This window comes from Kribbella sp. NPDC049174, from assembly GCF_043197365.1.
Lineage (GTDB): Bacteria > Actinomycetota > Actinomycetes > Propionibacteriales > Kribbellaceae > Kribbella.
Genome location: NZ_JBICSZ010000001.1, coordinates 1835277 through 1848149, shown reverse-complemented (window position 1 = coordinate 1848149; position 12873 = coordinate 1835277). Strand labels below are relative to the sequence as shown.

Sequence of the window (12873 nt, the reverse complement as noted above, 5' to 3'; positions counted from 1 at the left end):
TAAGGTGCGGTGGTTCGTCTTGTTCCGTCAACGTCTTTCAGGAAGCGTCCGTGACCACATCCCCTCCCCAGCCCCCGCAGAACCCGTACCCCGGCCAGCCGGGTGGTTACGGACCGCCGCCGGAGCAGTTCCCGCAGTACACCCAACCCCAGGGCCAGCCGCAGGGCCCGCCGCAGCAGCCGCCGTACCCCCAGCAGCCCTTCCAGGAGCAGGCGCCGCACCAGCACGGGCAGCCGTTCCCTCAGCAAGGCCAGTCCTTCCCGCAGCCGGGCCAGTCCTTCCCGCAGCAGGGTCAGCAGCCGCAGCACCAGCAGCAACCGATGCCGCAGCAGGGTGCGCTGCAGTGCCGGTTCTGTGGCGCGTTCCCAGCCGAGCAGGCGACCGTGCGCGGTCACCAGGGCATGATCGTGGTGATGCGGTTCCTCAAGCTGCAGGGTCCGTTCTGCCGCACCTGCGGGATCGCGTCCGTGCGGGACATGACCGCGAAGAGCCTGTGGCAGGGCTGGTGGGGTATCGGGTCGATGATCGTCAACCCGATCACCATGCTGATGAACATCGAGCCCTGGGCGAAGTTCCGCAAGCTGCCCGAGCCCGCTCCGGGTGCGCCGGGCCGGCCGATGAATCCGGGCAAGCCGCTGTTCCAGCGCCCGGCGATGGCCATGCTGCTGCTCCCGATCGCGCTGATCGCGGCGATCGTGGTGATCAACCTGAACATCACCACGGCGTCCGAGGCCGAGGTCGGCGCCTGTGTGGTGAACAAGGGCACCGCGGCGAGCCCGAACGTCGAGGTCGTCGACTGCGCGTCGTCCGAAGCGGAGTACAAGGTCGTCGGCAAACTCGACGACACCGTCGACGACACCAAGTGCGAGCAGTTCGCCGGCTATGAGGCGGCGTACACCTCTGAGGTGGGTTCGCAGCGGTACACGCTCTGCCTCGCCCCGGTCTGAGTCTCCGGCGGGTGCCGGTCTACGGGTAGTACCCGTCGACCGGCACCTTCGCCTCGTCGTACAGGGCAGGACCTTCCTGCCGTACGGCGGGGAAGCTGCCGCCGGTCTTGAGGCCGTTCAACTGCTCACCGGACAGCGCGTACACGACCCGGCCGAGACCGGACCGGGCCAGCGCGCCCGAGCACATCTCACACGGCTGGCAGCTCGTGTACATGGTCGTCGCCGCTGCCGTCTCCGCGTCCAGCTGACTGGCCGCCCACACCGCGAGCTTCAGCTCCGGGTGGAAGCTGATGTTCGCGTCGGTGATGGTCGAGTTCTGCTCCTCGATCAGCACCGTCCCGTCCGGGCCGACCAGCAACGAGCCGAACGGCGGGTTGCCGGCCCGGCGCGCGGCCGCGGCCAGCTCGATCGCGCGGCGGAGGAAGCCTTCTGCTTCGGGGGTCACTTCTTCTCCCATCGTCGGTGCGCCGCGATCGTGGCCAGCGCCTGCCAGGCCACCTCGGGTCGCTCGGTCTCAGCAGGATCACCTACGAAGGGATCCAGTACGACGCTCCGCGCGCCGAGATCACGGAGTGCGTCGATGTCTGCGAGCACCTGGTCCAGCGAGCCCTCGCCGGCGACACGCTCGTTCTCCGGCAGTGCCGAAGGGGTCAGCCGGAGCAGGATGCGGGGTGCGAACTCGGGCACCGGGCGGTCCTCCTCGGCCGCGATCGCCCGCAGCCGATCCATTGCCGTGCGCAACCAGTCGACGCGTTCCCGTAGCGGGTGCCAGGCGTCGCCGAGGCGGACGGCCCGGCGGAGTCCCGCCGTACTGCGGCCGCCGACCCACAGTGGGATGTGCCCGCCGCCGTAGTCCTTGTCGTTCTCCCAGGCGCGACGGATCTCGATCAGCGTCTCGTCGGTCACGCGACCGCGCCGGTCGAAGTCGGCACCCAGGGCCTCGAACTCCTGCCGGGCCCAGCCGACACCGACGCCGAGGACGAGCCGGCCGCCGCTCAACTGGTCGAGGTTCGCGGTCATCCTTGCCACCAGCAACGGGTGGCGGTACGGCGCGATCAGCACCGTGGTGCCGAGCCGGACCCGATCGGTGATGCCGGCGAGCCAGCTCAGCGTGGTGAACGGCTCGTAGAAGGGTGCCGGGTACTGCTCCGCGACGTCGGGCGTGATCGCGACGTGGTCGGAGACCATCAGCAGGTCGTAGCCGAGGCCCTCGACCGTGCGGGCCCAGTCGCGCAGCCGGCCCGGGGTCGTACCGGGGCCGAAGTTGGGGACGTTCACACCAAGTTCCACGCCACTCAGGCTATCCACTCCGATGGTCGGTTTTGAAGGGAATGCTCCCGGCGTACGCCGGCCGTCGCCGTGGAATCACCGGTATATTGGCGATATGACCGAGAGTCTCGATCAGACCGACTGGGCCATCCTGGCGGAGCTGCAAAACGACGCCCGGATGTCGCTGACCGAACTGGGCCGCCGGGTGAACCTCAGCGCGTCGGCGACCACCGAGCGGGTCCGCCGGCTGGAGTCGACCGGGATCATCACCGCGTATCGCGCCGACGTGGATCTGGTGAAGGTGGGGTATCCGGTGCTGGCCGTCGTACGGCTGAAGTATCCGGGCAACAAGCACGAGCCGCTGCACCGCCTGCTCAAGGAACGCGTCGAGATCCTCGAGTGCCTGCGCACCACCGGCGACGACTGCTACACCCTCAAGGTCGCCGCCGCCTCGATGCCGCACCTGGAGGAGCTCGTCAACGAACTCACCGAGTTCGGCAGCACCACCACAAACCTCGTCTACTCCCAAACCCAGCCCTACCGCGGCCCCCAGCAAAACCCCACGACGTCCGCACCCTGACCGTACGGCGCGCCACTCGGTCTGCCGGGTGGAGGCTGGGGCGGCGTAGCCTTGTGGGGTGAGGGTGCTCGTCACTGGAGCCGCTGGGTTCCTGGGGAGCGAAGTGGTGCGCCTGGCCGGGCACGAGGTGGTACCGACCTATTACAGCCAGCCAGTTCCGGGTGGGGTTCGGTTGGATGTCCGGGATCGCGGCGAGGTCGAGGACGTCATGCGCAAGGTGCGTCCGGACGGCATCATTCACGCGGCCTTCCGGCAGTCCGACTGGGCTACGACCGCGGACGGTCCGGCGAATATCGCTCTCGCCGCCCGGGGTACACGGCTGGTGTTCGTGTCGACCGACGTGGTCTTCGGGGGCCGCTCGGAGCCGTACGACGAGGACGCGAGTCCGTGCCCGGACACCTCGTACGGCGCGGCGAAAGCAGCCGCCGAGACGGCGATCCGGGCGATCGACCCGTCCGCCGTCATCGCCCGTACGTCGCTCATCATCGGGTACGACGGCCAATCGCAGTCGGAGCGATTCGTGCACGCGTTGGCCGCCGGTGAGCCAGGAGCCCTGTACACCGGCAACATCCGCTGCCCGGTCCACGTGACCGACCTGGCATCGGCGTTGCTCGAGCTCCTGGAGTCCGACGTCAAAGGCCCAGCGCATGTCGCCGGCCCACAAGCAGTCACCCGCCTCGAACTCGGCCGCCTGATCGCCGCCCGCGACGGCCTGGACCCCCACACCCTGCCGTTCACCCCCGGCCCGCCGTCAGACGTCCGGCTCGACGGCACCCTGACCCAGACGATGCTCCGGACCCGGCTGCGCGCCGTGCACGAGTTCCTGACAGTCTGACTCAGGCTGCCTCGTCGACCGTGGTGGTGATTGGGGTGCCGAGCTCGACGGTGCGGCTGACGGTGCAGAGGCGGTCGTGGGACATCTTCACCGCGCGCGGAAGGGCCTCGCGCGCCTTGTCGCCGGCCTCGCCCTCCGGGAAGCGGATGGTGAACTCGACGGCGAGGTTCTCCATCCGGTTGCCCTCCTCGGGGTCGCGCAGCTTGTCGCCGCGGACTACCGCGCGGAACTCGGTCGGCTCGGCCCGGCGGCTGACCACGATGTCGACGTCGATCGCCGAGCAGGTCCCGATCGCGGCCAGCAGCAGCTCGACCGGGGTGAAGTCGGTGTCGTCACCACCTGAGCCGACCCGGATGGTGCCGCCGCGTGCGTTGCGGACCTCGTAGCTGCTGTTGGCCAGGCGCTCGAACTGCACCTGCCGGAGAGAGTCGCCCATAACCGTCACATTCTGTTGCTTGTGGCAACGTCAGAGATTCTTCAGAGCCTCGGCCACCGGGGTCTGACCGGCGACGAGTTCGAGGGTCCGGCCGATCGAGGCCGGGGTGTCGCAGAGACCGGCCAGCACCAGCGCCACGTCGTCGCGGCTGATCTTGCCGTTGCCGGTCTTGTCCGCGAGCAGGACCAGGCCGGTGCCTGGATCGTTGGTGAGCCCGCCCGGTCGCAGGATGGTCCAGTCGAGGTCGCGCCGCTTCAGGTCGTCCTCGGCGGCCTTCTTCGCCTTCAGATAGACGGTGAACACCTCGTCGTCGGTCAGCGAGTCGGCTCGGTCGGCGCCCATCGAGCCGACTTGGAGGTGCCGTCGTACGCCGGCCTGTTCGGCCGCGTCCGCGAACAGCGCGGCGGCCCCGCGGTCGACCGTGTCCTTCCGCGCCTTCCCGCTGCCTGGGCCCGCGCCGGCGGCGAAGATCGCCACGTCGGCACCGGACAGTACGTCGGCAACGGCCGCGACGCCGGCCTGCTCGAGATCCAGTACGGCGGCCTGCCCGCCGGCGGCGGTGATGTCGCCCTCGTGGTCGGGGTTGCGGACCATCCCGACCACCTCGTGCCCGGCATCGGCCAGCAGCTTGGTCAGCCGCAGCGCGATCTGTCCGTGTCCACCCGCTATCACCACTCGCATACCCCGAGCCTAACCCGCCGCAGAATCAGGCAGACTGCTCCCGTGCCGCACGCAACAACCGCCGATGGCAACCGCATCGCCTACCAGGTCCGGGGCGATGGGCCTCCGCTCGTTCTGCTGGCCGGCCAGTCCAACAACCACACCTGGTGGAACCCGGTCCGCCCGGACTTCGAGGCGTCGTACCGGACCATCACGCTCGACTGGCGGGGCACCGGTGCGAGCGACAAGCCGGACGAGGTCTACAGCACACCCGGGTTCGCCGATGACGTGGTCGCCGTACTGGACGACCTGGGTCTGGCCACGGCACACATCTACGGCACGTCGATGGGCGGCCGGGTCGCTCAGTGGGTCGCGATCAACCACCCCGACCGGGTGAACGCACTGATCCTCGGCTGCACGTCCCCAGGTGCGGCGCACGGGTTCGAGCGAAGCCAGGAGATCCGGCGAGCGCTGGCCGACCCGAAGCGGACGGGCCGGGTGCTACTCGACCTCATGTACACACCGGGATGGTTGGCGGCGAATCCCGGTCCGCACCCGGTCCTGGGTGACCCGCGCATTCCGTCGTACGCGAAGAAGCGGCATCTGGTCGCGAGCAACAATCACGACGCGTGGGACCGGCTGCCGGGCATCACCGCCCCGACGCTGATCCTGCACGGGACGGACGACGTCTTCAGCCCGGCGGCCAACGCGCAACTCCTCGCCGACCGCATCCCCGGCGCCCGCGCCGAGCTGATCCAGGGCGCCCGGCACGCGTACTTCCACGAGTTCCACTTGACTGCCGGCCCGATCGCGCTGGAGTTCCTCGCTCAAGCCGACGCAGCTCAGTCGGACTGACGCAGGATCGGGCGGAGCGCGTCCAGGACGGCGGGATCCTCGATGGTCGACGGGACCGGTTCGTCCCGGCCGTCCGCGATCCCGCGCATGGTCTTGCGCAGGATCTTCCCCGACCGCGTCTTCGGCAGCGCCTCCACCACCGACACGTCCCGGAACGCGGCCACCGGCCCGATGTCCCGTCGTACCGCGGCCACCAGTTCGTCCCGCAGCACGTCCTCGGGGATGTCGGCACCGGCCTTCAGGACGACGAGACCGCGCGGGAGCTGACCCTTCAACGCATCCTGTACGCCGATCACCGCGCACTCGGCGACGGCCGGATGGGCCGCCAGCACCGCCTCCATGCTGCCGGTCGACAACCGGTGCCCGGCCACGTTGATCACGTCGTCGGTCCGGCCCATCACGAAGATGTACCCGTCCTCGTCGAGGTAACCGGAGTCGCCGGTCAGGTAGTAGCCGTCGTACCGGCTCAGGTAGTTGTCGATGTAGCGCTGGTCGTCACCCCACAACGTCGGCAGCGCCCCCGGCGGCAGCGGCAGCTTGAGGGCGATCGCACCTTCCTCGCCCGGCGGCAGTTGGGTGCCGGCGGCGTCGAGGATGTGCAGGTTCCAGCCGGGCATCGGGACGGTCGCCGAGCCGGGTTTGGTCGGCAACGGTTCGAGGCCGCGCGGGTTGGCCGCGATCGGCCAGCCGGTCTCGGTCTGCCACCAGTGATCCACCACCGGTACGCCGAGATGCCCGTGCGCCCAGTGGTACGTCTCCGGATCCAGTCGCTCGCCGGCGAGAAACAGCGTCCGGAAGGTGCCGAGCTCGTACTTCGGCACCTCGGCCGCCGACGGATCGACCTTCTTGATCGCCCGGAAGGCGGTCGGCGCGGTGAACAGGGCCTTCGCGCCGTGCTCGGAGATCACCCGCCAGAACGCCCCGGCATCCGGGGTACCGACCGGTTTCCCTTCGTAGAGGACGGTGGTCGCGCCGACCAGCAGCGGCGCGTAGACGATGTAGGAGTGGCCGACGACCCAGCCGACGTCGGACGCCGTCCACCACACGTCACCCGGACCGATGTCGTAGACCGCGCGCATCGACCAGGCCAGCGCGACCGCGTGACCGCCGTTGTCGCGGACCACGCCCTTCGGCTTCCCCGTCGTACCCGAGGTGTACAGGATGTAGAGCGGATCGGTCGCTGCCACCGGAACGGGGTCGGCGGGTTCGGCGCCGGCGGTGAGTTCGGCCCAGTCCAGGTCGCGGTCGCCGAGCTTTGCGAGTGCTGCCTCGCGCTGGAGCACGACCGTGTGCTCGGGCTGGTGCTGGGTGAGCTCGAGGGCGGCGTCGATGATCGGCTTGTACTCGACCACCCGGGTCGGCTCGATACCGCAGGAGGCCGCGACAATGACGCGCGGCGTGGCGTCGTCGATCCGGGCTGCGAGCTCCTTCGGCGCGAAGCCGCCGAAGACCACGGAGTGGATCGCGCCGAGCCGGGCGCAGGCGAGCATGGTGATGGCGGCTTCCGGGACCATCGGCATGTAGACGATGACGCGATCGCCCTTGCCGACGCCGAGCGACTTCAGCGCGCCGGCGAACACCGCGACCTCGTCCCGCAACTGCTGATAGGTCAGGGACCGCTTGGACGCGGTGACAGGTGAGTCGTAGACCAGCGCGGTCCGGTCGCCGTGACCGGCCTCGATGTGCCGGTCGAGCGCGTTGTACGACGTGTTCAGCTCAGCGTCGGGGAACCACTGATAGAGCGGTGCACGTGAGTCGTCGAGTGCCCGGGTCGGCGGCCGGGTCCACGAGATCGCCCTGGCGGCCTCCAGCCAGAAGCCCTCAGGATCCTCGAGACTCCGGCGGTAACTCTCGTCGTACGCACCCATGCTCAGCCTCCTCGGTTCCATCGTGGCAGGGTTGAGGCATGACGGTAAGTGTCGACGCGGTGCGGGCAGCGGCGGAGCGGATCGCCGGGCGGGTACGACGGACGCCGGTGATCCAGGTGGCGCCGGGTCTGATCTTGAAGCTGGAACTGCTGCAGCACACCGGCTCGTTCAAACCGCGCGGCGCGTTCAACCGGTTGCTCACCGCAAAGGAGGCCGGCGAGCTCACCGGTCAGGGCGTCGTCGCGGCTTCGGGTGGCAACGCCGGACTGGCCGCGGCGTACGCGGCACGGGAGCTCGGTGTGCCCGCGCGGATCTTCGTCCCGGTGACCACTCCCGCTCCGAAGCTCACCAAGCTGCGCATCCTCGGGGCCGAGGTGATCCAGGCCGGGAACGAGTACGCCGAGGCCTACCAAGTCGCGCTGGAGGCACGGGACGCCACCGGCGCGCTGTTGCTGCACGCCTACGACCAGCCGGAGGTCGTCGCCGGTCAGGGCACCCTCGGGCTGGAGTTGCTCGAGCAGGCCGGCATGTTCGACACCGTGCTGGTCGCGGTCGGCGGTGGCGGACTGATCGCCGGTATCGCGACGGCACTACGCGACAACGCCCGGGTCGTCGGCGTCGAGCCCGAGCTGGCGCCAACCCTCCACCGCGCACTCGAAGCCGGTCAACCGGTCGACGGCCCGGTCGGTGGCATCGCGGCGGACTCACTGGGCGCGCGACGACTCGGCGACCTGGCCTTCGCGGCCGCGCGGGAGTACGCCGTACCGTCGCTGCTCGTCGACGAGGACGCGATCGTTGCCGCTCGCAATGAGCTCTGGCACCAGTACCACCTGGCGGTCGAGCACGGAGCGGCGGTCGCGTACGCGGCGCTGGCGTCGGGCGTCTACAAACCCGCGGCCGGTGAAAGGGTGGTCGTGGTGGTCTGTGGAGCCAACACCGATCCGGCGACGCTCAGATGACCGATTTGTGTTTCGGGCGGTCGTCGGCGAGGACCCAAGCGGCGATGATCCCCGCGATCGCGCCGAACAGGTGGCCCTGCCAGGAGATTCCGTCCTGCGGCAGCAGACCGCCGAGCAGCGCACTCCCCCACACCAGCACCACAAGGACGCCGACCAGCACCTGACTGAGCCGGCGGTTGAAGATGCCCCGCGCGATCAGGTACGCCGCGAACCCGAAGACGAGACCACTCGCGCCGATCGTGATCGTGTTCGGCGGTGAGACCAGCCAGGTGCCGAAGCCGCCGATGACGGTGACGATCGCGGTGACCGCGAACAGCCGCGCCGCACCGCTGATGGCGATCAGCGCGCCGAGGGTGACCAGCGGCAGCGTGTTGGAGATCAGGTGGCCGAACCCGAGGTGCAGGAACGGCGCGGTCACGACGCCGAGCAGACCCTCCGGGTCGCGCGAGATGATCCCGTACTGATCGAGCGCTCCGTTCATCGCCGTGTCGACGATCTCGCTCAGCCACATCAGCCCAACCAGCAGGACGAGCAACTTCAGCCCACTACCGATCCGGGCCGTGTCAACGCTCCGCCCGGTCCGCTTCGCCGGCGTCTGAAAACTCATACTCCAACGATGCCGTATCGGCTCAAATCTCAGCCCGTGGCAGGCGCGGCGACAGCGGAGGGTGATCTCTGGGATACTCCGGGTTGCTGTCCAGGGGTGGGGGAACGCGATGCCGATCGCCGTCTATGTGCTCGGCCTGAGCATCTTCGCGCAGGGCACCTCGGAGTTGATGCTCGCCGGCCTGTTGCTTGAGTTGTCAGCAGATCTGGACGTCTCCATCCCCGCAGCCGGGCTGCTGATCTCCGCGTTCGCCGTCGGCATGCTGGTCGGCGCACCTGTCCTGGCGGTCGTGACGCTCACCTGGTCCCGTCGTACGGCGCTGCTGCTCTTTCTCGCCATCTTCGCGCTCACGCACGTCGCCGGTGCGCTCACCCCGAACTACGCCGTACTGCTCGCCACCCGCATCGTCGGCGCCTTCGTCTACGCGGGTTTCTGGTCGGTCGCCGCCGTCACCGTGGTCGCGCTCGTCCCGGCGAACAGCCGCGCCCGGGCGATGAGCATCGTCACCGGCGGCCTCACCATCGCCACCATCGTCGGTCTCCCGGCCGGCACGGTGATGGGCCAGCACCTCGGCTGGCGTACGGCGTTCTGGGCCGTCGCCGGACTCTGTGTCGTCGCGATGGCCGGTGTCCTGGCGACCATTCCCGCCGGACGTCCCGGCCCGGAGCGGACACCGCACCTCCGCAACGAGATCCGTGCTCTCGGCAACTCACGACTCTGGCTGGCGTTCTGCACCACTGCACTGGTCACCACGACGATCCTGGTGGTCTTCAGCTACCTCGCTCCCCTGCTGATCCAGACGACCGGGCTGTCGGCTGCCGCGGTGCCTGGCGTGCTGGCCCTCTACGGCCTCGGCTCGTTCATCGGCATCACCCTCGGCGGGCGGACCGCGGACGCGCTGCCCTTCCACACCCTCTTCACCGGCATCGCGGGCCTGAGCATCCTGTCCACGATCCTCGCCCTGACCGCGAGCAACCCAGCCATCGCCATCGCGGTCATCGTGCTGCTCGGCGGCTTCGGCTTCGCGACAAACCCGGCCCTCAACGCGCGCGTATTCAGCCTGGCCGGCGACGCGCCCACGCTGGCGACGGCGATCAACTTCTCCGCGTTCAACGTCGGAATCACCGCAGGGCCGTGGCTCGGCGGTCTGGCGATCAACGCCGGCGCGGACTACTCCGCACTCGGCTGGATCGCCGTCGTCACCGGGCTCACGGCCCTCGGCACGGTCGTCGTGGCAGCCCTTCTGCCGGTCAGTTCACCGGACCACTCGGGTCGATATGGCTCGGGTCGAACTCGGCGTGCCGGTTGAACACGTACTTGTTCAGCAGCCAGGTGAGCGCCCACAGCCCGACACCGATGAGCATCAGCCAGCCGGCGATCTTGTAGTCCGCCGAGGCCCGCCCGGACAGCGGGCTGGCCAAGTAGACGCACAGTACGGCGCCCAGCACCGGCAGCGCGGTCGGTGCGCGGAAGTGCTTGTGCTCCATCCGGTCCCGGCGCAGCACCAGCACGGCAACGTTCACGATCGCGAACACGCACAGCAGCAGCAACGCCGTCGTACCACCGAGCGCGGCCAGGTCGGCGTACCCGATCAGGAAGAACGCGAGCAGCGTGGTGAACAGGATCGCGACCCACGGCGTCCGGCGCTTCTGCAGCACCCGGCCGAGCGGACCGGGCAGGACCTGCTCGTGCGACATGCCGTACAGCAACCGGCTGGCCATCAGCATGTTGATCAGCGCCGAGTTGGCGACCGCGAACATGGTGATCCAGGCGAAGACCTCGAGCGGGAAGCCCGGGGCGCCGGCCGAGACGACCTTCAGCAGTGGTGTGGATCCCTGGTTCAGATCCTCGGGCGACACCAGGGTGACCGCCGAGATCGCGACCAGGACGTAGATGACACCGGTGGTGCACAGACCGATCAGCATGATCTTCGGGAAGATCCGGACCGGGTCCTTGGTCTCCTCGGCCATGTTCACCGAGTCCTCGAAGCCGACCATCGCGAAGAACGCGAGTGCGGTCGCCGCGGTGACGGAGCCGAAGGCGGACTCACCCGACGGGGTGTTGAACTCGGTCAGCCGGGACGTGTCGCCGTCGCCGCTGCCGATCGCCCAGACACCGATCGCGATCACGATCAGCAGACCGCTGAGCTCGACACAGGTCAGCACGACGTTCGCCTTCACGCTCTCGCCGACGCCGCGCAGGTTCACCAGCGCGATCAGCGCCATGAAGCTGAGCGCGGTGATCATCAGCAGCGAGCCGCGCTCGGGGTCGATGTCCGCGGCGGAGAAGAAGTTCGCCGCGAACGCCTTCGACGCGCTCGACGCGGAGGTGAGACCGGAGCACATCACCGCGAAGGTGAGCAGGAAGGTGAGGAAATGGATCCCGAACGCCTTGTGCGTGTAGACCGCGGCACCGCCGGCCCGCGGGTACTTGGTGACGAGTTCCAGATAGCTGGTGGCGGTCAGCAGCGCCACGATGAAGGCGCACAGGAACGGCAACCAGACCGCGCCGCCGACCTCACCGGCCACCTTCCCGGTCAGTGCGTACACGCCGGTGCCGAGGATGTCGCCGACCACGAACAGCAGCAACAGTCCCGGGCCCATCACCCGCTTCAGTTCAGGGCGCTCGCCGGCCTTCGGTGCAGCGGCGCTAGCGCTCGTACTCTCGCTCATCCTGCCTCCCTGGATCGGTCCGACAGTCGACCACACCCGGGGTGCATCGGCCAGCACTTTGAGTGACCTCGGCCAGCCTGTAACCGGAAGGTGACCGGCGGCCTGCGACCATGTGGCCCGTGATGCACCTTCGTCTCATCGTCCCACCGGATCGCAGCAAGCGCGTCCTGGACACGCTCGTCGACGATCCGCGGGTGACCAGCATCGTCCAGCTGCCTGGGGCGGCGCACCGGCCCGCGGGCGATGTGATCGAGTGCGACGTCACCCGGGAGGCGACCTCCGACATCCTCGCCTGGCTGAAGGACCAGGGCCTGTACGACGAGGGCTCGGTAGCGCTGGCGCAGGTCGACGCGGCCCCCTCCCGAAACGCCCGTGAGACCGAGAAGGCGGCGCCGGGCGCACCGGACGACGCGGTCATCTGGGACGCGGTCGTCGACAACGCCTACAACGAGGCCAAGGGCTCGTGGGTGTACTACGCCTTCCTCACGCTGGCCACGATGATCGCGGCCGTTGCCGTGGTCACCGATTCGGCGATCCTGGTGGTCGGCGCGATGGTCGTCGGACCTGAGTTCGGCGTGGTCGCGGCGCTGGCGGTCGGGATCGCACTGCGGAATCCCGGTCTGACCTGGCGGTCGGCGCGGCTGCTGGTGCTTGGGTTCCTGCTGGCCATCCTGCTCACCACGCTCGTCGCCCTGCTCGCCCGCGCGGTCGGCTGGATCGATGTCGGTGACGTGACCGCCGAGCGGCCGTTGACCGGCTTCATCTGGCGGCCGGACAAGTGGTCGGCCGTGGTCGCCGTACTGGCTGGGTGTGCGGGGGTGCTGTCGCAGACGGCCGGGCGGTCGAACGCACTGGTCGGCGTGTTCATCTCGGTCACCACGGTGCCGGCCGCCGGGGATCTGGCGTTGTCGATCGCGTTGTGGGCGCCGCACCATATCGGGGGTGCCGCGGCGCAGCTCGGGATCAACCTGGCCGGGATGACCGTGGCCGGAGTGCTCACGCTGTTGGTGCAGCGGCGCATCTGGCGGATGTACCTGCGGGTGAAGAGCACGAGAAGTGCGGGCGCGCGCGTTGAGGCTTGACCGGGCGTCCCCTGTCCGGTCCGCGCGCGCCCTGCTCAGCTAGTCGTACCCGTTCGGGGGTCCTCCGCACCCTGGATTCGGTTGACGTATGTCGGACATGGCG

At 69.1% G+C, this 12873-nt stretch carries 14 protein-coding genes; 7 read left to right on the top strand and 7 right to left on the bottom strand.

Features of this window, described 5'->3' with window-relative positions; all coding sequences use genetic code 11:
- The first annotated feature begins 50 nt into the window (after positions 1 to 50).
- Positions 51 to 947: a toxin-antitoxin system, toxin component gene (locus tag ACGFIF_RS08735; RefSeq protein WP_393152958.1), complete on the top strand. Its 897-nt coding sequence runs from the start codon at positions 51 to 53 to the stop codon at positions 945 to 947.
- Between the two features lie 19 nt (positions 948 to 966).
- On the opposite strand, the gene ACGFIF_RS08730 is transcribed toward ACGFIF_RS08735, so the two are convergent.
- Positions 967 to 1392, bottom strand: a complete 426-nt coding sequence (locus ACGFIF_RS08730; RefSeq protein WP_393152956.1) for a nucleoside deaminase — start codon at positions 1390 to 1392, stop codon at positions 967 to 969.
- On the bottom strand, positions 1389 to 2237 hold the full coding sequence (locus ACGFIF_RS08725; RefSeq protein ID WP_393152954.1) for an LLM class flavin-dependent oxidoreductase: 849 nt from the start codon (positions 2235 to 2237) through the stop codon (positions 1389 to 1391). The genes ACGFIF_RS08730 and ACGFIF_RS08725 overlap by 4 nt, the downstream gene beginning before the upstream one ends.
- Before the next feature lie 94 nt (positions 2238 to 2331).
- On the opposite strand from ACGFIF_RS08725, the gene ACGFIF_RS08720 reads away from it, so the two are divergent.
- Positions 2332 to 2796: an Lrp/AsnC family transcriptional regulator gene (locus ACGFIF_RS08720; protein WP_393152952.1), complete on the top strand. Its 465-nt coding sequence runs from the start codon at positions 2332 to 2334 to the stop codon at positions 2794 to 2796.
- 58 nt (positions 2797 to 2854) lie between these two features.
- Entirely contained in the window at positions 2855 to 3631 is a 777-nt protein-coding gene (locus tag ACGFIF_RS08715) for an SDR family oxidoreductase (protein ID WP_393152950.1), read from the top strand.
- A 1-nt stretch (position 3632) separates the two neighbouring features.
- Here ACGFIF_RS08715 and ACGFIF_RS08710 read toward each other — a convergent pair whose 3' ends face one another.
- Positions 3633 to 4067, bottom strand: a complete 435-nt coding sequence (locus ACGFIF_RS08710; protein WP_393152948.1) for an OsmC family protein — start codon at positions 4065 to 4067, stop codon at positions 3633 to 3635.
- A 30-nt stretch (positions 4068 to 4097) separates the two neighbouring features.
- Positions 4098 to 4748 carry an SDR family oxidoreductase gene (locus tag ACGFIF_RS08705; protein ID WP_393152946.1) on the bottom strand — a complete coding sequence of 217 codons (651 nt, stop codon included), beginning with the start codon at positions 4746 to 4748 and terminating at the stop codon, positions 4098 to 4100.
- A gap of 42 nt (positions 4749 to 4790) precedes the next feature.
- Between ACGFIF_RS08705 and ACGFIF_RS08700 the strand changes: the two genes are divergently transcribed.
- Positions 4791 to 5582 carry an alpha/beta fold hydrolase gene (locus ACGFIF_RS08700; protein ID WP_393152944.1) on the top strand — a complete coding sequence of 264 codons (792 nt, stop codon included), beginning with the start codon at positions 4791 to 4793 and terminating at the stop codon, positions 5580 to 5582.
- On the opposite strand, the gene ACGFIF_RS08695 is transcribed toward ACGFIF_RS08700, so the two are convergent.
- A complete protein-coding gene (locus tag ACGFIF_RS08695; protein ID WP_393152942.1) occupies positions 5570 to 7471 on the bottom strand; it encodes a propionyl-CoA synthetase in 1902 nt (633 codons plus the stop codon). The genes ACGFIF_RS08700 and ACGFIF_RS08695 overlap by 13 nt on opposite strands.
- 17 nt (positions 7472 to 7488) lie before the next feature.
- On the opposite strand from ACGFIF_RS08695, the gene ACGFIF_RS08690 reads away from it, so the two are divergent.
- A complete protein-coding gene (locus tag ACGFIF_RS08690) occupies positions 7489 to 8409 on the top strand; it encodes a threonine/serine dehydratase (protein WP_393152940.1) in 921 nt (306 codons plus the stop codon).
- On the opposite strand, the gene ACGFIF_RS08685 is transcribed toward ACGFIF_RS08690, so the two are convergent.
- Entirely contained in the window at positions 8402 to 9016 is a 615-nt protein-coding gene (locus ACGFIF_RS08685) for a rhomboid family intramembrane serine protease (protein WP_393152939.1), read from the bottom strand. The two genes, ACGFIF_RS08690 and ACGFIF_RS08685, sit on opposite strands and share 8 nt — an antisense overlap.
- A 109-nt stretch (positions 9017 to 9125) precedes the next feature.
- On the opposite strand from ACGFIF_RS08685, the gene ACGFIF_RS08680 reads away from it, so the two are divergent.
- Positions 9126 to 10325, top strand: a complete 1200-nt coding sequence (locus ACGFIF_RS08680; protein WP_393152937.1) for a Cmx/CmrA family chloramphenicol efflux MFS transporter — start codon at positions 9126 to 9128, stop codon at positions 10323 to 10325.
- Here the strand turns inward: ACGFIF_RS08680 and ACGFIF_RS08675 are convergent.
- On the bottom strand, positions 10267 to 11688 hold the full coding sequence (locus ACGFIF_RS08675; protein ID WP_393152935.1) for an APC family permease: 1422 nt from the start codon (positions 11686 to 11688) through the stop codon (positions 10267 to 10269). The genes ACGFIF_RS08680 and ACGFIF_RS08675 overlap by 59 nt on opposite strands.
- Positions 11689 to 11810: 122 nt before the next feature.
- On the opposite strand from ACGFIF_RS08675, the gene ACGFIF_RS08670 reads away from it, so the two are divergent.
- Entirely contained in the window at positions 11811 to 12770 is a 960-nt protein-coding gene (locus tag ACGFIF_RS08670) for a DUF389 domain-containing protein (RefSeq protein ID WP_393153675.1), read from the top strand.
- Positions 12771 to 12873: the final 103 nt, after the last annotated feature.